This window comes from Dokdonella immobilis (assembly GCF_900115085.1).
Taxonomy (GTDB): Bacteria; Pseudomonadota; Gammaproteobacteria; order Xanthomonadales; family Rhodanobacteraceae; genus Dokdonella; species Dokdonella immobilis.
The window spans coordinates 1-19,581 of record NZ_FOVF01000046.1 but is presented as its reverse complement, the minus strand read 5'-3'; the positions used below and the strand labels follow the sequence as shown (position 1 = coordinate 19,581).

Here is a 19,581-nt window from a genome sequence, read left to right as displayed (position 1 = left end):
CTAGCCCGCGGTTAAGGTACAAGCGGCTCGCCCCGGATCGGGTGCAATAGCCCGGATTCGTCTGGATCGACGTCACAATCAGGCTGATGCGGGCGCAGAAAAGAAAACGGCGCGGGTGACCGCGCCGTTTTCCACGCAGACATGTCGCTCAGCCTGTCACTCGCAGCTCAGTGCATTGACGTTGGCAATGCGACTCCAGGTGCGCGTCCCACTGCCCGTCGGGACGCCCGCTGGCAGGCCCTGGGTCGAAGCGTAGGTCAGGACCATCGTGTTGCAATCGGGGAACGAGACTGTAGCCGTGCCCCACGGGATCGGTTCGCTCGCCTCACCGGCATTGCCGCCGAGGCCACCGCCGGTCCGGTAGAACATCGTGGCATTGGCGGATTTTGCGCCACGCGCGATGGTGACCTGGCCCGACAGCCAGAACGGGATGCCGCTCGGATCGTAGGCCGCCCAGGTGAACGAGACGACGAGGTTCTGGGTGTCGCCGCCGACCTCGTAGATCTGAAGGATGATGCCTTCGCCACCGGCGTCCGGGTCGAACCAGTTGGTGCTCATGTAGCCCGAGATCGGCAGGTTCTGAAAGGCCGCCGGGTAGGTGCCCACGGTTGGACTGTAGGCCGGAACGTCGAGAAAGTAGAGATCGCTGTTTCCGCCCGTCAGGAGATTGTCGAAGCGCAGCGAGAAGGCCAGGTTGAAGTCGAAAAAGCCAGCCGATGCGGAGTCGTAGTTCTCGAGCACGAAGGTGGAACTGAAAGGGACCGGTGAAAACGTCAGCGTGTCTGCAATGACCGTGTTCGGTTCGGTCGGAATGCGCACCAGGTTGAGCAGGTAGTCCGGGTCATCACTGAAGACGATGTTGCCCTGGGCGGCCTCGACCGCAGGAAAGAGCGGATAGATGTCGAGGCGACCATTGAGAGAGCCACTGCGCTCGATCCGCAACAGGGTCGCCGACGTGAAGAACTCGGAGCTGCTGCAGGCAACGCGCCAGACCTTGATCGTCACCGACTCCGAGCCCGAAATCTGGCCGGTACTTGCCGTCACCTGGGGCAGGACCACGGCCTTGCTGTAGACCGGACCCAAGGTCTGATCGGGCAGCGGATCGGCGAGGCAGCTCGGCGGATAGGCGCGAACCGGATTGGCGACTGGAAGGACCGGCGTCGCTGTATTGATGGCATTTGTCGACTTGGGACCGGCCGTGCGCGAGATCAGGGCGTGATGCCGGCTCTGCACGTTCGCGGCTCGCTCCGAGGGATTCACTCCGACGGGTGTGGAAGTGCGGGTCTGCGCCCCGGCCGATACGGCCGTAGCGAACAGCGCGGCGGCCAGCAGCAATCTGGAAGAGGCAAACATGGAGGTCTCCGGACAGGGGTGAGCGGTCACAAGGATACTCGCAATGCGGTAGTGAATCCGATGTGAACCATTGCGGAATGTGTGGGCTGGGCAGCGCCCGGACGGCCGCTCATAATGTCGCCTTTTGCGCAGCCCTGTGCCATGCAGCTGATCGACATCGGAGCCAACCTGACCCACGAATCGTTCCGGCCGGACTTCGATCAGGTCCTGGCGCGCGCGCGCCAGGCCGGAGTCGCACAGATGGTCGTGACCGGCGCGAGCGCGGCCGGCAGCCGCATGGCGCTGTCGATCGCGCGGGCGCATCCGGGTGAACTGTTCGCGACCGCCGGCGTGCATCCGCATCACGCCGTCGACTACGACGACGCCACCGATGCCCTGCTGCGCGAGCTGGCCTTGGCCGACGAGGTCAGGGCGGTCGGCGAAACCGGGCTCGACTACCACCGCAACTACTCTCCGCAGACCGCCCAGATCGAGGCCTTCGAGCGCCAGCTCGCGATCGCCGCCGACTGCGGCAAACCGCTGTTCCTGCACCAGCGCGACGCGCATGACGATTTCATGGCCGTGATGAGGGCCTTCGAAGGCCGGCTCGGCAATGTCGTCGTGCACTGCTTCACCGGCACCCGCAACGAGATGGTCGACTACCTCGATGCCGGCTGGCATATCGGCATTACCGGCTGGCTCTGCGACGAACGCCGCGGCACCCATCTGCGCGAACTCGTGCGCGATATTCCGGCCGATCGGTTGATGATCGAGACCGACTCGCCGTACCTGCTGCCGCGCACGGTCACGCCGAAGCCCTCGCACCGGCGCAATGAGCCGATGTACCTGAAGCATATCGTCGAGGAACTCGCCCGCGATCGCGGCGAGGATGTCGACGTCACCGCGGCGAATGCGACGGCAACGGCAACGGCGTTCTTCAATCTCTGAAAGCTCGATCACAGAGTCGGATCGCTCAGCCCCGCGCTCTCCTTGTAGGAGCGCCTTCAGGCGCGATGCCTTTCACCCACGCCGCCAAAAGCATCGCGCCTGAAGGCGCTCCTACGAGAGCCAAGCGAGTTGCCGCAAGCGGCGGCGGCCGACTGGGTCAGCTGCGCAAACCGACACCGCGCTTGAGCAACCACAGGCCGAGCGTGCCGAGGACGACGACGAAACCCACCATCAGGCCGAAGGCGATGCCGACCGGGATGTCGCTGGTGCCGAGCAGGCCGTAGCGGAACGCGTTGACCATGTAGAACACCGGGTTGGCATGGGTCAGGGTCTGCGCCCAGTCGGGCAGCATCCTGACCGAATAGAACACGCCGCCGAGGTAGGTCAGCGGGGTCAGGATGAAGGTCGGTACGATCGCGACGTCGTCGAACTTCTTCGCATAGACCGCATTGACGAAGCCGGCCAGCGAGAAGATCGTCGCACCGAGCAACACCGTGGCAATGGTGACCAGCGGATGCGGGATGCGCACATGCGTGAACAGCATGGCGATGCACAGCACGATCACGCCGACCAGCAGGCCGCGCAGCACGGCACCGGTGACGTAACCACCGAGGATGACCCAGTTCGGCATCGGGCTGACCAGCATCTCCTCGATGTGGCGGCCGAACTTGGCGCCGAAGAAGCTCGAGGAAATGTTGCCGTAGCTGTTCTGGATGATCGACATCATGACCAGGCCCGGCACGATGAAGTCCATGTAGTCGTAGCCGCCCATGTCGCCGATGCGACGTCCGATCAGGCTGCCGAAGATCAGGAAGTAGAGGGTCATCGTGATCGCCGGGGGAACCAGGGTCTGGCCCCAGATGCGCAGGATGCGCATCACTTCGCGGCGCACGATCGTGAGCAGGGCGACCAGGTTCGGGTGGCGCTGTTCGCCGCTCATGCCGCCACCTCCTTGCCGCCGGTCAGGCGCACGAACAGTTCCTCGAGCCGGTTGGTCTTGGTCCGCATCGAGCGCACGCGGATGCCGGCGGCGTCGAGTCCGGCGAAGACCCCGTTGAGGTCCATCGCCCGAGGCATCTCCAGATCCAGCGTATGGCTGTCCTCGGCACGCAGCGTCACGCCTTCGATGTGCGGCAGCTCGGCGGGCAGGCCACCGTCGATATCGAGCAGGAAGCCTTCGACGTCGAGTTTGGCCAGCAGCGTCTTCATCGGACCGTTCTCGATGATGCGCCCGCCATCGATGATGGCGAGATTGCGGCACAGGCTCTCGGCTTCCTCGAGATAGTGGGTGGTCAGGATCACCGTGGTACCGGCTGCATTGACCTCCTTGAGCACGCGCCACATGCCGCGACGGATCTCGATGTCGACGCCGGCGGTCGGCTCGTCGAGGATCAGCAGGCGCGGGCGCGTCATCATCGCGCGGGCGATCATCAGGCGCCGCTTCATGCCGCCGGACAGGGTGCGCGCCATCGTGTGCGCCTTGTCCCAGAGCTGGGCGCGGCGCAATTCCTGCTCGGCGCGCAGCTTCGCCTCGGCGCGTGGAATGCCGTAGAAGCCGGCGTAGTTGCAGAGGATGTCGAACGGCTTCTCGAAGAAATTGAAGTTGACTTCCTGCGGAACCAGGCCGAGCAGGCGCATCGCGGCTTCGCGGTTCGCGTCGATGTCGACGCCGAACACCTTGACCGAACCCGAGCTGGCGTTGACCAGCGAGCTGACGATGCCGATCAGGGTCGACTTGCCGGCGCCATTCGGGCCGAGCAGGGCGAAGAAGTCGCCGGGTTGCACGCTGAGCGAAACGCCCTTGAGCGCTTCGACGCCGGTCGCATAGATCTTGCGCAGCTCGTGGATTTCGAGCGCGGGGACATTGCTCATGGAGATTGGCGGGATGGTTGATGCGGGGAGGCCGTCATGGCCCTGATAGTATAGCGGGCCACCCACCCTGACTGTTCCTGCCGTGGCCGCACACTTCCCGCTTCGCCTCGTTTCCGCCCGCATGATCGCCCCTGCCGTCCGCCACATGGCCTTCGAGCGGGCCGATGGCGAACCGTTCGCCTTCATCCCGGGCCAGTTCATCCAGATCCATTTCAACTACGCCGACGGCAAGCCGACCAAGCGCAGCTATTCGGTCGCCACGGTCGGCACGGGCGATGCCACGCCGATCGACCGGATCGAGATTGCCGTGTCCTACGTCGACGGCGGTGCAGCGACCGACCTGCTGTCGAATCTCGAGGTCGGCGGCACGGTCGATGCGAGCGGTCCCTATGGGCGCTTCTGCCTGATGGACGCCGACACCAACTCACGCTACCTGCTGGTCGCCACCGGCACCGGCGTGACCCCGTACCGGGCCATGCTTCCGCTGATCGCCCGGCTTACGCGGACTCGCGGCTGTACGTTCGAGCTGGTCTATGGCGCGCGCAACGAGGGCGACCTGCTCTATGGCGAGGAATTCGCCGCGTTCGCCGAGGCGAATCCGGGCTTCCGTTTCCATCCGTGCTTCAGCCGCACGCCGCGCGCGCTGCCGCGCCCGGGCGATACCGCGGGGCGCGTGCAAGTCGCCATCGATGCGCTCAAGCCCGATGTGGCCGGCGACATCGTCTACCTGTGCGGCAATCCGGACATGGTCGACCAGAGCTTCGGCCTGCTCAAGGACATCGGCCTGCCGGTGCCGCATATCCGGCGCGAGAAATACATCTCCTCGCGCTGATCGCCCCGCCGCGATGTAAAGGTCGCTTGACATATCGCCGGATCGGTCGCTAGCCTGTGTCAAGCTTACTTGACACCCGGACCGCCATGGAAATCCGCAAAGCCTGTTCACGTCGCCTTCGCGGCTGCGCCTTCGCGTCCTTCGCCTATCTGGCCACGACCGCGCTCAGCGTCTGGCTGCTCAAGGGCCCGATGACCGATGCGCCGACCAGCCTGCGCGCCATGGTGAGCCTGCTGCCGCTGATCCCGATCGGTTTCGCGATCCGGGAAGTGCTGCACCTGGTCCGGGCCAGCGACGAGTTGCAGCGGCGCATCGACCTCGAGGCGCTGGCGGTCGCCGCCCTCGTGGTTGGACTGGCCTGCCTCAGCCTGGGCTTTCTCGTTTCCGCGCAGGTCTTCGAGATCAAGGGGAGCAGCGTGCTGATCTGGATGTTTCCGGCGTTGTCTGTGACCTATGTACTGGCCCGGGTCCGCGCACAGAGGCACTACCGTTGATCAACCGGATGCGCGAACTGCGTTCGCAACGCCAATGGTCGCAGGCCGAGCTGGCCGAGCGCCTCGATGTTTCGCGGCAAACGGTCAACGCCATCGAGACCGGCAAGTACGACCCGAGCCTGCCGCTGGCGTTCGCCATCGCGCGCCTGTTCGGCCAGCCCATCGAAGGGATTTTCGATCCGGATGCCTGAGGACGATTCGCAGATGGAGCGACACTGGGCGATGAAAGAGCGGTCCAGAATGAAATCGAGGGAATTTTTGCCATGAACCAGAAGAAACGCATCGCCATCATCGCTTTCCTCGTGATTGTGATGCTCGGCTATGCCGCGTTACAGAAGCGCACTGCCGGCTCCGCCCACGGGGAGAGCCCAAGCGGTCGCTATCGGATCGCGGCCAACGCCGAGGTCTTCCGCTTCGGTGAGCTCGAGTTCCACGCCTGCGAGCTCGCGCGCGCACATTCAGCGGCGACCACCGAGGCCTACTGCGCACCGTTCCGGGTGCCCGAGAACCGCGCCGCGCCTGGCGGCCGCCAGATCGACCTGCGCCTGGCCCTGATCCGCAGCGCGCAGGCGGCCGACGACGACTTCATCGTCTATCTCGCCGGCGGGCCGGGCCAGTCGGCGATCGATACCTGGCCGCAGATGGCGGCTTCGCTCGGACCGGCGCGCAAGCATCGGCACGTCCTGCTGCTCGATCAGCGCGGCACCGGCGAATCGAACGCCCTCGACTGCAAGGCCATGGCCGAGCAGGAAGAGGCACTCGATTTCGACGTCGAGCGCACGCGGGCCGCGACGCGGACCTGCCTCGAGCAGGTCAGCCAGCATGCCGACCCGCGCTTCTACACGACCACCGATGCGGTCGAGGATCTCGAAGCGCTGCGCCAGGCGCTCGGCGCGCCGCAGTTCGACCTGGTCGGCGTGTCCTACGGTACGCGCGTCGCCCAGCAGTACCTGCGCCGTCATGCCGACGGCGTGCGCAGCATCGTGCTCGACAGCGTTGCGCCGAACTCGCTCGTGCTCGGCAACGAGTTCGCGCGCAACCTCGATGACGCGCTGAAGGCGCAGTTCGCCTATTGCGCGAAGGCACCGGCCTGCGCGAAGGCCTTTCCCGATCCGTACGCGAGCCTGATGCAGTTACGCGACAGCCTGAGCGCTGCACCGCGCAGCGTGCAGTTCCCCGATCCGGTCAACTTCACGCTGCAGACCCGACGCCTCGATGCCGCTGCGATGGCCGGCCTCGTGCGCATGTTCGCCTACAGCCCCGAAACCGCGGCGCTGATTCCGCATACGATCCAGCAGTCGCTGGCCGGCAACGACGTGCCGCTGATGGGACAGATCGGCGTACTGAGCGAGGGCGTCGAAGCCCTGGTCGGCAACGGCATGCAGCTCTCGGTCCTGTGCGCCGAGGACGCCGACCTGCTCAAGCCTGATCCGCAAACCGCGCAGACCCTGCTCGGCAACCTGCTCGTCGATGTCGCGCGCACGCAGTGCGAGATCTGGCCACGCGGCATGCGACCCGCGGATTTCCGAGAACCGGCCAGCGGCGACGCGCCGGTGCTGATCCTCGAAGGCGAACTCGATCCGGTGACGCCGCCGCGCTATGGCGAGGAAGTCGCAAAGACCCTGGCCAACGCGAAGCTGATCGTGGCCAGGGGCCAGGGACACAACGTGATCGGGCGCGGCTGCCTACCCCGGTTGGTCAGCGAGTTCATGGACAGGCGAGAACCGAAATCGCTCGACGCGAGTTGCGTCGACGAACTCGGGCCGATTCCGCATTTCATCGATTTCAACGGAGCGGCACCATGATCGAACTGAAAGGACTGACCAAGGCGTTCGGCGAGGTCAAGGCCGTCGACGGCGTTTCCTTCAGCGCACGCGACGGCGAAATCACCGGCCTGCTCGGCCCGAACGGCGCCGGCAAGACAACCACGCTGCGCATGCTCTACACGCTGATGAAGCCCGATCAGGGCCAGGTGCTGGTCGACGGCATCGACGCAGCCGTCGATCCGATCGCGGTGCGCAAGCGCCTCGGCGTGTTGCCCGATGCGCGCGGCCTGTACAAGCGCCTGAGCTCGCGCGAGAACATCGAATACTTCGGCCGGCTGCAGGGCATGGACGAGGCCACCATCGCCCGCCGCATCGATGGCCTGGTCAAGGCCCTCGACATGGGCGAGATCATCGACCGTCGCACCGACGGATTTTCCCAGGGCCAGCGGGTCAAGACCGCGATTGCGCGGGCCCTGATCCACGACCCGAAGAACTGCATCCTCGACGAGCCGACCAATGGCCTCGACGTGATGGCGACACGCGCCATGCGCGACTTCCTCAGGCACCTGAAAGCCGAGGGTCGCTGCGTCCTGTTCTCGAGCCACATCATGCAGGAGGTCGCTGCGCTGTGCGATCGCATCGTCGTGATCGCGCATGGCCATGTCGTCGCCGACGCCTCCCCGGATGCGCTGCGCGAGCAGGCAGGCACGACCAATCTCGAAGATGCCTTCGTCAAGGTCATCGGTTCCGCAGAAGGACTCGCCGCATGAAGACCAGCATCACCGTATTCCTCAAGGAGGTGCGCGAGAACATCCGCGACCGCCGCACGGTCATGAACACCTTGCTGACCGGCCCGCTGATGGCACCGCTGATCTTCGTGCTGCTGATCAACGGCATCGTCTCGCGCGAACTCGAAAAAGCCGAAAAGCCGTTGCCGGTGCCGGTCATCGGCGCCGCCCACGCGCCGAACCTGATCGATGCACTGAAGCAGAGCGGCATCATCGTCAAGGATCCGCTGCCCGACCCCGAGCGGGCCGTTCGCGACCAGGAAGCCGATCTCGTGCTGCGCATTCCCGATACCTATGCCGAGGCCTGGAGCAAGGGCGAGCCGGCCCAGGTCGAGCTGATCTACGACGAGTCGCAGCGGGATGCCCAGGGTTCGGTCTCGCGCCTGCGGCGCATCCTCGATGGCTACGGCCAGCGCACCTCGACCCTGCGCGTCGTCGCACGCGGCCTCTCGCCGACGATATTGCGCCCGCTCGTCGTCGCCGACCGCGACCAGTCGACCGCCCAGGCACGCGGCGGCATGATGTTCTCGATGCTGCCGTACTTCTTCATCCTCGGCGCGTTCATCGGCGGCATGGCGCTGGCGATCGACACGACCGCCGGCGAGCGCGAGCGGCAGTCGCTGGAGCCCTTGTTCGCCAACCCGGTTGCGCGCTCGAGGATCCTGCTCGGCAAGCTCGGCGCAACCAGCGCCTTCGCCCTGACCACCCTGCTGCTCAGCATCATCGCGTTCTCGTTCGCCGGCCAGTTCATGCCGACCGAGAAGCTCGGCATGACCCTTTCGATCGGGCCGCACTTCGCCCTGCTGACCCTGCTCGCGATGCTGCCGCTGGTGTTCCTGATCGCCTCGCTGCAGACCCTGGCCGCGGCCTTCGCCAAGACCTTTCGCGAAGCGCAGACCTACCTGTCGCTGCTGATGTTCGTGCCGGCCGTGCCGACGATGCTGATGTCGCTGTTTCCGTTCAAGGTCGAGACCTGGATGTATGCGGTGCCGCTGGTCGGCCAGCAGATCACGATCACGCGCCTGATGCGCGGCGAGATCGTCAGTGCAGGCAGCGTCGGGCTCTGTTTCCTCTGCACCTCGATCGCGGCCGTGCTGGTCTATTTCCTCACGGCGCGGATCTACCAGGGCGAGCGCCTGGCCATCTCGACCTGAGCAGGCTGCGTGGCGCGTCCGGCGCTGCCGCCGGACGGCGTCGCGGAAGACTGGAATTGCGGGCCGGCCTGCGCAGCCCGGATGCGCCGGCACCCTGAGTCGCCCCGGGGCCGAGCACGAGGCGCGGGACGAATGGCTACTGGCGCAGCATCACCGCGGCGCGGCCCGCGGCGATTTCGCGCCCCGCATGTTCGATGCGGAAGGCGTACTGCCAGCTCGCCTCGCTGCCAAGCAGGCGCTCGCCATGCACGTCGAGCGGACCGTCGAGGTCATCGATGCGCGCCAGCGCCAGCGAGACGCCGCGCAGGGAAACGAGGAAGCCCGGGGCCGCCCCGAGTCCGGCTGCGCGCGCAACCAGGGCACCGTGCACGGCCATCGACTGGGCGCCGTATTCGCACAGATGGACGGCGCGCAGGATGCCGTCGCTGCGCAGCGGATTGTCGGCGCGCCGGTGCGAATCGGTGCGCGCATGGATCGCCTCGGGCGTCCACGCAACGACCGCATCGAGCAGGCACATCGTGCCCTGGTGCGGTATCAGGTGGCCCCAGTCCGATTTATCCAGCATCGCGGGCGCGTCCCTTGCGCGCCATCAGGATCGACAGGCAGAAGTGGAAACCGACGCCGAGACTGACGGTCAGGCCGATCGCGCGCAGCACCGGCAACGACGACCAGGCCAGCAAGGCGAACACGAGCAGGGCCGAGATCACGCAGACCAGGGTCGCATGCAGGGTGCGTCGCGCTTCGGCGGCATCCGGCGTCGTGCGCTCGAAGAACAGGGCGTAGTGCAGGCCAAGGCCTGCGGCCAGGGTCAGGGCGACCAGATGGAACAACGACAGCGAGGTCCCGCCGAAGCGCAGCACGGCGAGCACGAGGATCGTCGCCAGGGTCATCGGTGCCAGCACATGCCAGGCCCGATGCAGGTCGCGGAAGGCGATGAAGACCGTGGCCACGAGCAGCACGATGGCGATGCCGAAGGCCCGCAGGATGCGTTCGCGATAGGCCGCGACCAATGATTCCGATGCGCCCTTCAGATCGAGCAGGCGCACCGCGTCGTTGGTTTCGGTGGCCAATGCGTCGAACGCCGCCGGATCCTGCATGCCGATGATCGTGCCGAGGCCGAGCCAATGGTCGCCGCGCTTGACCAGCATCGCCTCGATGCGCGCACCGATGGGTGAGCTGGCGAAACGGGCCGGGGTCAGCGGTTCCAGGCTGCGCGCCGTTTCGACATCATCGACGAACGGCGCGAACAGGCCCTGGCGAAACGGCAGGTCGGCGCTGGCGCTGGCCAGCATCGTTTCGAGTGCAGCGCGATCGGGCAGTCGGGACTGGCGCGCGCGCTGGGTGGCCAGGCTCGGCAGGTAGCGGCTCGGCAGTTCGGCCGCGCCGACCGCACCCTGGGCGACCAGGGCATCGATGCGCGGGCTGACCTTTTCCGACAGTTCGAGCACGCCTTCGGCATCGGCCGCCTCGACGATCAGCAGGTAGCGCACGTCCGGCGCACCGAGCGCGGCACGCAAGCGGCCTTCGCGTTTCATCAGGTCCTGCGGCACCGGGGTCAGCGCGGCCAGGTCGTTCTGCCAGAACGGCGTCGACGCCGATCCCAGCATCAGCGCGGCGATCGCGAGCAGCAAGGGCGGCAGCCAGCGCGGCCGTGGCAGGCTCTCGAGCCAGTTCCAGACCGCACCGAGACCGGGCGTGTCGGCGGCATCGCGGAATTTCGCCGGCAAGACCCGCGGCAACAGGTAGCGCGTGCTGAAGCCGGCGACGAGCAGGCCGCTGATCGTGAACACGGCGAGCTGCATGAGTCCGGTCACGCCCGAGGCGAAGAAGGCGAGGTAGGCGATGCAGGCCGAGGCGATCGCGGTCAGCAACAGGGGCCACAGGCCGCGCACGCTTTCGAGCGCGGTTTCGCCGGCACGGCGATGACTGAGCAGTCGGATCGGGTATTCCTGGGCCACCCCGAGCAGGGTGAAGCCGAAGGCCAGGGTGATGCCATGCATGGTGCCGAACACGGCGGCGATTGCGGCGACGCCGGCCAGCGCACCGGAGGCGATCGGCAGCGCGGCCAGGCCGAGCACGGCCACGCTGCGGTAGGCGAGGAGCAGCAGCACGATGAAACCGACCGTACTGATCCGGCCGAGCCACTCCGATTCGCCGCGCGTGCTCGCATTGACCAGGACCGTGAAGTAGCCCGGACCGCTGATCACCAGGCTGGCGTCAGCCTGCGCACCGCGGGACGCATCGAAGGCGGCATGGATGGCATCGATCGCCTCGCCCTGCGCGGCCGGATCGAAACCGGCTGCACGGGTCTGCACGAGCAGCAGCGCCTCGCCTTCCGGCGAAAACCAGACGCCGTCGCGAACCAGCGGCGCCTTCGGCGGCGACCAGCGTTCGGCGAGCTTCATGATCTCGAGCGTCGGGTCGCGCGGCAGCAACGGCTTGAGCAGGGTTGCGGCCGGCGAGCCGAGGTCCTCGACGCGCTGGCTCAATTCGTCGGCCAGCACGCTCTCGTCGAGCGGCGCCTCGTCGAAGCTCGAGCTCAGCAGGTAGCGGTACGGCAAAAGGCGCTCGTCGAGCATGCCGGCGTCGAATTCGCCATTGATGGCCTGGCTGAAATGCGGATCGGCCCGCAAGGCAGCAACGAAGGATCGGCTGATCTCGGCGAGACGGGCCTCGTCGGCGCCGCTGATCGCGAGCAGCAGCAGGCGCGATCCGGGGCCTTCGCCGATCTGCTCCATCAGCAGCTTCTGGTCCGCCGTCTGCGCCGGTGGCATGAAGCTGCGCAGGTCGGTGCTCAGTTTCAGCGTGTGTACGGTGTAGGCCGTGACAACGGCCAACACGCCGATCCAGCCCACCAGCAGGACCAGCCGACGCATCGCTGCCGTCACTGCGCGGCGACTCCACCGCGGCAGGCGCTCTCGACCTTGCGCCGGGTCAGCGGCTCGGGCAGCGTCGCGGTTGCCAGGCCCTCGACCAGCATGATGCTGGCGTCGTCATCGGCATCGAGGATGCTGAAGCAGCGAGCGCTGTCGGCGCTGCCGTCGACCTCGATCGCGTCGATGCGCTTCTTCAGGCGAGGATCGCGTGGCGCCAGGCGCAGCCGCCACTGGCTCGTGTCGCCGCTGCTGGTCAGCTCGAAATCGCGCTGCACGGCGGCGACGTCGCCGCCGAGCAGGGCGCTGAAACCGCGCAGGAAGCCTTCCAGTTCGGGCACGCGCTCGAGCGAAATCTGGCGCGGCTTGCGCTTGCCGCGCTGCAGGGTGACTTCGCCATCGACGATCGTCGTGGTTTCCTGGTACGGCGAATCGACGCGCTTGCCGAGCTGGCCAGGGCCGAGATATTCGAGTTCGCCACGCGCGATCAGGGCGTGATCGTACATGTGCGAAAAGCGCACCTCGGTATACGCGGTGCGCGCAGGCAGTTCGCGCTTGAGGCCGCCGATCAGGGCGGCGGCGTCGATGTCAGCCGCGTTCGCCAGATACGGCAGCAACAGGCTCAGCAGGCTCAGCGTGGCCAGTCGAATCGGTCTTCCAGAAGTCATAGAAATTGAACCAGTTGTAGGGATAGGCACGCACGTAGTGTTCGAGCCGTTCCGCATAGCGTTGCACGAAAGCGCGCAGTTCGGCCTCCCTGCCGCGCCGGGGCAGGTCGAGCTGTTCAGCCAGCGTCTCGAAAACGAGGTCGTAACTTCGCCCGCCGCGATAGAGGCCGAGGCACAGCACGATCGGCACCTTGAGCATGCTCGCGATCAGGAACGGGGCGATCGGAAACTGCGCCGGCGCGCCGAGGAAATCGATCTCGATGGTCGCTTCGTTGGGTCGCGCGCGATCGCCGAGCAGGGTCGCCAGGGCGCCCTCGTGCATCGCGTCGTGCAGGGCGAAGACGACTTCGTGGCCCGGTCGCGAGGCGTCGATCACGTTCTTCGCGATCTCCGGGTTGAGCGCATGCAGCAGCTCGGTCATCGCCGGCGTCTGCTGCGTATTGAGGACCACGCGCACCTTGACGTCCGGGCGTTGCAGCGAAAGCACGCGCAATGCCTCGAAGCTGCCTACGTGCGCGCCGAGCAGCAGCATGCCGCGATCGGGGCGCATCTGTGCGTGCAGTTCATCGAGCCCGAACGTGCGCACGTCGAATTTGCGCAGATGATCGGTCAGGAGATAAATGCGGTCGAGGATGGTCGCGGCGAAACAATGGATGTGCCGATAGACCATGCGCCAGTTGGCCGGCCGCCCGGTGATGCGCTGGAGGTAGTCGTAGGACGCACGTCGCTCGGCGCCGCGGCGCAGGAAGAAATACAGCGTGATCGGATAGAGCAGGAGACGCGAACAGGATCGACCGAAACGCAGCCCGAAGGTGCGGATCAGCCACAGCGCGAAACGACTGCCGCCTTCGCGGTGCTCGCTCCAGTGCGCGCTCATGCCAGCTCGCCCTCGCCGCTCATCAGCAGCGTTTCTCCGCGGCTCACGCGAAAGTCGACACGACGACCGTTGAGGACGATGCGCAGCTCGGCCTGCTCCTCGGGTAGCAAGGGCGAACGGAACTTGACGCTGGAAATCCTGCCGAGCCGCCCGGCCTGCTCGCGCTCGATGCGCGCAGCCACCCGGTCCAGCAGGAGCACACCCGGCACCACCGGCTGGCCCGGAAAATGGCCTGGCAGGCACGGATGCGAGGCCGCCACGGACAGCGGCTCGATCCACTCGATCGAATCAGCCGACATGCCGCGCTCCGCGCTCGGGGATGATGTCCCTGTCGTGCAACAGGCGCGGCCAGTTGTGCACGAGGCGCGCAAAGAAAAGCCGTGCTGGCATGTGTGGCACGTGGCGCAGGTACCAGCGACGGAATCCGTATTCGCCGAGCATGAACACGGCGGGCAACAGGAATCCGCCGACATGCAGCCAGGTCAGCGCCCAGCCGCGCGACGCAGCCTTGCCATCGGCTCCCGGCAGCCACCCGCAGAGCACGCAGGCAAAGGTCAGCGCCTGGATCAGGAACAGCGCGGTCCATGCGGCGGTCAGCGCACGCGCGTAGCCGGCCACTTTCGGCAGGGCCAGGTGTTCTCGCCCCTCGATGGCGACAATGGCGCGCGCGATCAGCGGAGTTCGCCCCCCCAGCAAGGTGTGGCCGAACAGGACGGCCAGGGCCAGGTTGACCGCCAGCGGCACGAGGTCGAGCGCCGTCCGAGCGTGTCCGGCGAAGGTCAGCGCGACCACGCCACCGACAAGGGCGAGCCACAGGATCCACAGTCCGCGCGCGTGCGGGCCCAGGCGCGGCGCGAGCACTGCGCTGATCAGGACCACGACGCAGATCGCCGAGAGCAGGTCGTTGCCGGTGATCCAGGCGATGGCGACGAGGGCGAGATAGCACAAGGCCAGGGCGAGCACGCGCAGCTGGGAAATGACTGCGGTGATCGATGGCGGCTCGGGTTGGAGAGGGCGGTCTGCAGGCACGGAGAGGCTTTCGCCCGGGAAACGGAGCGGAAATGTAACATGGCCGCTGCCACCGGCCGATTCGCCGCAGCCGGCGCACCGAGCTAATCAAGGGTCGGAAAACCACCATGAATCCGCAGGAGAGCCACGTTGTGCGCGTGCCCCGATGCCTTTCGGCATCGGTGCGTGTGCACCCGCGCGCGAAGGGATGGCAGCGGGCCGGCATGCGCTGCCGCGAGGATCGGGTTGGCCGCCACAGGCGACCGGGCGCACAACCCGGAACCGGCTCGCGACGCCGCATCCGGGCCAGCGCGGAGCCGCATCCGTGACCGGAACCAACGGAATCGCGCAAGCGTGGACCGCCGACGATTTCACCGACCGCGAACTTCCCGTCGCCCTGGCGGCCGACGAATTGCATCTGTGGCTGTGGCGCATGGACCAGCCATTTCCCCCGCGCCAGGTTTCGGCCCTGGCGCGCCGCGCGCTCGGCCGGCTGCTGCAGGCCTACGCCGGCACGGACGTTGCGCCGTCGATCGCCCACGGCGAACACGGCAAGCCGTTCGTGGCCGAAGCGGGCTTCCCCCATTTCAACCTGAGTCATTCGGGATGTTGCGTGGTCTTCGCGTTCGCGAAGGACCACGAGATCGGCGTCGACGTCGAGATGATCAGCCGCCGCCACTCGACCCGGGATCTGGCCCGGCGGTTTTACGCCGCCGAAGAGGCGGCCGCGCTCGATGCCCTGGCGGAGGACGAGCGCGAGATCGCCTTCATGCATTTGTGGACCTGCAAGGAAGCGGTCCTCAAGTCGCTCGGTCGTGGCCTGTCGTTCGGACTGGATCGGGTCCGCTTCGAGATCGTCCCGGGCACGCAAGCGGTCGCCCTGCGCTCGATCGCGGAGGAAGCCGGGCACGCAAACGAATGGCAATTGCGACGATTCGAGCCGGCTCCCGGCCACGCCGGCGCGCTGGCCTGGCGCGGACCCTCGCTGCAGGTCCGGACTTTCCGTTTGCGCGCGGAGGCTGCGGCGGATTGAGCCCGCCGGTTTATACGGACGCGGCGTCGGTCTAGCGGGCCCGCTGCTGCTCGATGTGCGCCGACAGCGCGCGCAGGCTGCCGAAGATCTGCCGGTTGTCGGGATTGTCCGAACGCAGCTGGAAGCCGTAGTGCTTGGAAACCGCGAGTGCCAGTTCGAGCGCATCGATCGAATCGAGTCCGAGATCGCCTTCACCGAACAATGGCGCCTCCGGATCGATGGCATCCGCCTGGACGCCTTCGATATTGAGGCTGCTGACCACGAGTCGGGCGAGCTCCAGTTCGGCGGGGGATTGTTGCGTGGATGCCTGTACGTCGGTCACGGAATGGCCTGCCTGTTCAGTTTGTCAATGGATTTGGGCGCCGCAGTGTATCATCCGCGACCGCCCACCTTGCGGCGCCTTCCGGAACCGGCGACCCTTCCCATCGTGCGACTGATCGAACCGACAACCACGCCGACGACGAAACCGCTGCCGGCCTTGCGCGCAAGTTACGTCGAGGGAGCTGCGCAGAGCCTGCTGGCCGAGCGCGATGTGCTGGCCGTGATCGATTTTGGCAGCGCCCGCCCGGCATGCACCGACCCTCGCTTCCTGCGCATCGGACTGGAGCCCCTCGGCAGGCCGCAGCTCGAAGTCTGGCGAGGCCACGGTCCGGTCAGCAGCGGGCGCCACGGCGCGCTCGCCTGGAGTGCCGATGACGACTATCTGTACTTCGCCATCGAAGTCGATGAGTCCGCCTGTGGCGGCCTCGATGCGGCAGCCGAGCACGCCTATGCGGAGATCTGCCGATACCTCGCCGAGTTTCGATTTGGCGACGGCTCGGACGGCCACATCCTGCGCCTGTGGAATTACATGGACGCCATCAACCTCGGTGACGGCGACGACGAGCGCTACCGGCATTTCTGTTGCGGTCGCGCCCGCGGCATCACCCCGGCGGCGCGCAACGGCTATTCGGCCGCCACGGCGATCGGCCGCCGCGACGGCGTGCGTGTCCTCCAGGTGTATGGCCTGGCCGCCCGCCTGCCCGGTGTCGCCGTCGAAAACCCGCGTCAGGTCAGCGCCTGGGCCTACCCGCGCGAATACGGTCCGGTCGCGCCCACCTTTGCCCGCGCCACCCGGACGCCGGCCGGGCAGTTGCTGGTTTCGGGCACGGCTGCCGTGGTCGGGCATCGCTCGCAGCACGTCGGCGACACGCCTGCCCAGCTCGAGGAAACCCTGCTCAACCTCGATGCACTGCTGGCGGCGGCGGGCCCGCAGATTTCGGCGCGGGGGCTCGACGCGACCCTGCTCAAGATCTACCTGCGCCAGGCCGACGAGGCTGCCGCCGTGCTCGCCGACATCGATCGGCGCCATCCCGGTGCGCCCGGTCGCATGATCCTGCTCGGCGATATCTGCCGGCACGACCTGAGCATCGAAATCGACGGCATCCAGGTCTGAGTCGAACCGGCTCGCGCCGGAGGCTCTCGGGCCCGCCCCGAACCAGGGCGCGGCCCGTCGATTGTGCGGCGCACCAGCAGCGCAGGGAGGTCCGGCCCGGGCGCAAGAAATCCCCCGCGGTGTGCTAACTTCAGCCGAAATGTGACCGGGTTCACACTCCCTACGTGCTGGAAACCCGGTTTTCGTTGCGATGCGTTGGACGAATATCTGCAGGAACCCGGTGCTAGCATTTGTCACCGCAGCATCACTACCGGCGCCTGGCGCCACGGAGACACCATGAAAACGCGTTTGGGACACTACGACATCGTTGCCGAGCTGGGTCGAGGAGGCATGGGCGTGGTCTACAAGGGCCACGAGTCCTCGCTCAACCGCTATGTCGCCATCAAGGTACTGGCTGATTCGCTCGCCCATGACGAAGGCGTCAAGGAACGCTTCCTGCGCGAAGCGCGCAGCATGGCCGCGCTCAACGATCCGCACATCATCCAGATCTACTACATCGGCGACGACGAGGGCCAGACCTACTTCGTCATGGAGTTCGTCGAGGGCGAGTCGCTCGGTACCCTGCTCAAGCGCGAGCACAAGGTGCCGGTGGGTCCTGCCGCGAAGATCATCTACCAGACCGCGATGGGCCTGGCCACGGCGCACGACAAGGGCGTGATCCATCGCGACATCAAGCCCGGCAACCTGATGGTTTCGAGCCGCGGCACGATCAAGATCGCCGACTTCGGCATCGCCCTGTCGAACCAGGACATCTCCAAGAAGCTGACCTCGACCGGCGAATTCGTCGGCACGCCGGGCTACCTCTCCCCCGAAGTCTGCCTCGGCAAGCAGGTCGACCGCCGCTCCGACATCTTCTCGCTCGGCATCGTGCTGTTTGAGATGCTGGCCGGACGCATGCCGTTCACCGACGAGTCGCCACTCGGCCTGATGCTCGAGGTCGTGCGCGCGGAGATTCCCGACGTGCGCCAGCTCAATGGCGAAGTCGACGAGCAGATCGCCTGGATCCTGTCGAAGATGATCGCCAAGGAACCGGAAGACCGCTACCAGAGCTGCCATGAGCTGGCCGAGGACCTGGCCGCGCATCCGCTGGTCGCCAAGGGCGGCCCGATCACGATCGTGCCGAAGGTCTCGGCGGCAGCCGCAACCCTGATCGGACAGAGGACGCCGGTTCCCAATGCCGCGGTGGCGAACACCCGGATCACGCCGTCGGCGCAGCCGATGCCGCCCGCGCACACCCCGGCGGCCACCGCACCGGGCAGTGCGCAGCCGGCCTTCGAGCGCCAGTCCGTGCTCGATCGTCCGACCGACGTGGGGGGCAAGCGCAGCAGCGCGGCGCTGCCGATCGCGATCGCCGCCATTCTCGTGCTTTGCCTGATCGGCGGCGCCTGGGCGTTCCGCGACAAGATCCCCGGCCTGAGCGGACTCGGCAGCAATCCGGTCGCAGCAACCGATGCGAACACCGCAAATGCGATGGCTTCGACCGCAACCGTCACGAACACGCCGGCCACGACGGGGCAGAACGATTCGCTGCCATCGTCGAATACGAACGGCGTACCGGATTCGAGCACCGACATGCCGGCAACCGATGCAGTCGCTGACAATGGTGCCGAGGGTCCGGGTCCACGGGCATCGCAGGCCGACGTCGACGCCTTGCGCGATCTGCCAGCCGCACGCGCCTCCGAAGACGCGCCGGACAGCGTGCCCATGCCACGCGCCGAAGAGGCCACCGATGTCGCGATGGTGGCGCCGAAGAAGACCGTGACCACGCCACCCAGACCGCACGTGCCGACCATCGCGGTCGTGGTCGGCGGTGACGACGTGATCACCGAACCGGCCCGCGACGCCATCGTCAGCCTGCTGCAGCGGCGCGGCTTTCGCGTGATCGAAGCCGGCGAGGCTTCCGGCAGCAAGCCGAACATGGGCTCCCTGCGTGGCCGCGCCGACGCCGTGGTCTTCGTCCAGGCCAAGCCGATCGGTTCACAGCAGCTCAACTACTACGGGCAGAGCTCGACGCTGTACACGGTGCAGATGGGCGTCAAGGCCTACCGCGTTTCGGACGGCAGCACGCTCTGGAGCAGCGGCATGGAACAGGTCAATTTCAGCACGCTGAACGCGACCGAGAAAGCCCAGGAAGCCGTCGAACCGCTGCTCGACGCGGTCGACAGCAGACTTGACGAGTTCCGCTCGCGCCGCCGCGGCTGAGTGTTTCGCAATCCGGAAAAAGGCGGGCCTCGGCCCGCCTTTTTTCGTTCACCCGGTTTGTCGCCTCGCACGCTCCCCGTAGGAAGAGCCTTCAGGCTCGATGCTGTTCGATAGCGTGGGAGAAAAGGCATCTCGGCTGAAGCCGCTCCTACAACGAAATTCAGCGAAGCGGAAACGCAGCGGCGGCATTCGAAGCTCGCGCCACCAACAACGAAGCAGAAACGCGTCAAGCGCCATCGAGGCCCGCGCAACAGGTCGTCCGCTCTTCGTAGGAGCGCGTTCACGCGCGATGCTTTTCG

The 19,581-nt window shown here is 66.7% G+C and carries 21 protein-coding genes; 10 read left to right on the top strand and 11 right to left on the bottom strand.

The window, feature by feature from the left end; genetic code table 11:
- Positions 1-156: 156 nt before the first annotated feature.
- Positions 157-1,353, bottom strand: coding sequence for a hypothetical protein (locus tag BM125_RS18755; protein ID WP_139225113.1), 1,197 nt, complete (start codon positions 1,351-1,353; stop codon positions 157-159).
- A 141-nt stretch (positions 1,354-1,494) separates the two neighbouring features.
- Between BM125_RS18755 and BM125_RS18750 the strand changes: the two genes are divergently transcribed.
- Positions 1,495-2,280, top strand: coding sequence for a TatD family hydrolase (locus tag BM125_RS18750; RefSeq protein WP_092410860.1), 786 nt, complete (start codon positions 1,495-1,497; stop codon positions 2,278-2,280).
- Positions 2,281-2,437: 157 nt separating this feature from the next.
- On the opposite strand, the gene BM125_RS18745 is transcribed toward BM125_RS18750, so the two are convergent.
- Together BM125_RS18745 and BM125_RS18740 are read right to left on the bottom strand one after the other, a co-directional pair.
- Positions 2,438-3,220 carry an ABC transporter permease gene (locus BM125_RS18745; RefSeq protein WP_092410850.1) on the bottom strand — a complete coding sequence of 261 codons (783 nt, stop codon included), beginning with the start codon at positions 3,218-3,220 and terminating at the stop codon, positions 2,438-2,440.
- Positions 3,217-4,152: an ABC transporter ATP-binding protein gene (locus tag BM125_RS18740; RefSeq protein WP_092410848.1), complete on the bottom strand. Its 936-nt coding sequence runs from the start codon at positions 4,150-4,152 to the stop codon at positions 3,217-3,219. Before BM125_RS18740 ends, BM125_RS18745 begins: the two co-directional genes overlap by 4 nt.
- 82 nt (positions 4,153-4,234) lie before the next feature.
- Here BM125_RS18740 and BM125_RS18735 point away from each other — a divergent pair, with 82 nt between their 5' ends.
- The 6 genes from BM125_RS18735 to BM125_RS18710 all read left to right on the top strand — a co-directional run bounded on the left by BM125_RS18735 (position 4,235) and on the right by BM125_RS18710 (position 9,186).
- A complete protein-coding gene (locus tag BM125_RS18735) occupies positions 4,235-4,984 on the top strand; it encodes an FAD-binding oxidoreductase (protein WP_092410846.1) in 750 nt (249 codons plus the stop codon).
- An 86-nt stretch (positions 4,985-5,070) separates the two neighbouring features.
- Positions 5,071-5,478, top strand: a complete 408-nt coding sequence (locus tag BM125_RS18730; protein WP_092410844.1) for a hypothetical protein — start codon at positions 5,071-5,073, stop codon at positions 5,476-5,478.
- An 8-nt stretch (positions 5,479-5,486) separates the two neighbouring features.
- Positions 5,487-5,669: a helix-turn-helix transcriptional regulator gene (locus BM125_RS18725; RefSeq protein WP_092410842.1), complete on the top strand. Its 183-nt coding sequence runs from the start codon at positions 5,487-5,489 to the stop codon at positions 5,667-5,669.
- 72 nt (positions 5,670-5,741) lie between these two features.
- Positions 5,742-7,283, top strand: a complete 1,542-nt coding sequence (locus BM125_RS18720; protein WP_092410840.1) for an alpha/beta hydrolase — start codon at positions 5,742-5,744, stop codon at positions 7,281-7,283.
- Positions 7,280-8,014 (top strand): ABC transporter ATP-binding protein, encoded by a 735-nt coding sequence (locus tag BM125_RS18715; RefSeq protein ID WP_092410838.1) that lies wholly within the window; start codon positions 7,280-7,282, stop codon positions 8,012-8,014. Before BM125_RS18720 ends, BM125_RS18715 begins: the two co-directional genes overlap by 4 nt.
- Positions 8,011-9,186 (top strand): ABC transporter permease, encoded by a 1,176-nt coding sequence (locus BM125_RS18710; RefSeq protein WP_092410836.1) that lies wholly within the window; start codon positions 8,011-8,013, stop codon positions 9,184-9,186. The genes BM125_RS18715 and BM125_RS18710 overlap by 4 nt, the downstream gene beginning before the upstream one ends.
- A 136-nt stretch (positions 9,187-9,322) precedes the next feature.
- On the opposite strand, the gene BM125_RS18705 is transcribed toward BM125_RS18710, so the two are convergent.
- Genes BM125_RS18705 through BM125_RS18680 form a run of 6 tightly spaced genes read right to left on the bottom strand, consistent with a single transcriptional unit; the run spans position 9,323 to position 14,633 of the window.
- A complete protein-coding gene (locus BM125_RS18705) occupies positions 9,323-9,751 on the bottom strand; it encodes a hotdog family protein (protein WP_092410834.1) in 429 nt (142 codons plus the stop codon).
- Positions 9,741-12,062 (bottom strand): MMPL family transporter, encoded by a 2,322-nt coding sequence (locus BM125_RS18700; protein WP_092410858.1) that lies wholly within the window; start codon positions 12,060-12,062, stop codon positions 9,741-9,743. The genes BM125_RS18705 and BM125_RS18700 overlap by 11 nt, the downstream gene beginning before the upstream one ends.
- 8 nt (positions 12,063-12,070) lie before the next feature.
- Complete coding sequence (locus BM125_RS18695; RefSeq protein ID WP_139225112.1) at positions 12,071-12,727, bottom strand: LolA-related protein; 657 nt, start codon at positions 12,725-12,727, stop codon at positions 12,071-12,073.
- A complete protein-coding gene (locus BM125_RS18690; protein ID WP_092410830.1) occupies positions 12,648-13,604 on the bottom strand; it encodes a lysophospholipid acyltransferase family protein in 957 nt (318 codons plus the stop codon). Before BM125_RS18690 ends, BM125_RS18695 begins: the two co-directional genes overlap by 80 nt.
- A complete protein-coding gene (locus tag BM125_RS18685; RefSeq protein WP_092410828.1) occupies positions 13,601-13,903 on the bottom strand; it encodes an ApeI family dehydratase in 303 nt (100 codons plus the stop codon). Before BM125_RS18685 ends, BM125_RS18690 begins: the two co-directional genes overlap by 4 nt.
- Positions 13,893-14,633 carry a COG4648 family protein gene (locus tag BM125_RS18680; protein WP_139225111.1) on the bottom strand — a complete coding sequence of 247 codons (741 nt, stop codon included), beginning with the start codon at positions 14,631-14,633 and terminating at the stop codon, positions 13,893-13,895. The genes BM125_RS18685 and BM125_RS18680 overlap by 11 nt, the downstream gene beginning before the upstream one ends.
- A 304-nt stretch (positions 14,634-14,937) precedes the next feature.
- On the opposite strand from BM125_RS18680, the gene BM125_RS18675 reads away from it, so the two are divergent.
- Entirely contained in the window at positions 14,938-15,645 is a 708-nt protein-coding gene (locus BM125_RS18675; protein ID WP_245778995.1) for a 4'-phosphopantetheinyl transferase family protein, read from the top strand.
- A 31-nt stretch (positions 15,646-15,676) separates the two neighbouring features.
- Here BM125_RS18675 and BM125_RS18670 read toward each other — a convergent pair whose 3' ends face one another.
- Positions 15,677-15,967: a phosphopantetheine-binding protein gene (locus BM125_RS18670; protein ID WP_092410824.1), complete on the bottom strand. Its 291-nt coding sequence runs from the start codon at positions 15,965-15,967 to the stop codon at positions 15,677-15,679.
- A 105-nt stretch (positions 15,968-16,072) separates the two neighbouring features.
- Here BM125_RS18670 and BM125_RS18665 point away from each other — a divergent pair, with 105 nt between their 5' ends.
- Both BM125_RS18665 and BM125_RS18660 read left to right on the top strand, forming a co-directional pair.
- Positions 16,073-17,080: a chorismate transformation FkbO/Hyg5 family protein gene (locus tag BM125_RS18665; RefSeq protein WP_245778994.1), complete on the top strand. Its 1,008-nt coding sequence runs from the start codon at positions 16,073-16,075 to the stop codon at positions 17,078-17,080.
- A 276-nt stretch (positions 17,081-17,356) separates the two neighbouring features.
- Positions 17,357-19,282, top strand: coding sequence for a serine/threonine-protein kinase (locus tag BM125_RS18660; protein WP_092410822.1), 1,926 nt, complete (start codon positions 17,357-17,359; stop codon positions 19,280-19,282).
- 48 nt (positions 19,283-19,330) lie between these two features.
- On the opposite strand, the gene BM125_RS20505 is transcribed toward BM125_RS18660, so the two are convergent.
- Positions 19,331-19,581: hypothetical protein (locus BM125_RS20505; RefSeq protein WP_217647926.1), on the bottom strand; the 251-nt coding region annotated here is incomplete at its 5' end.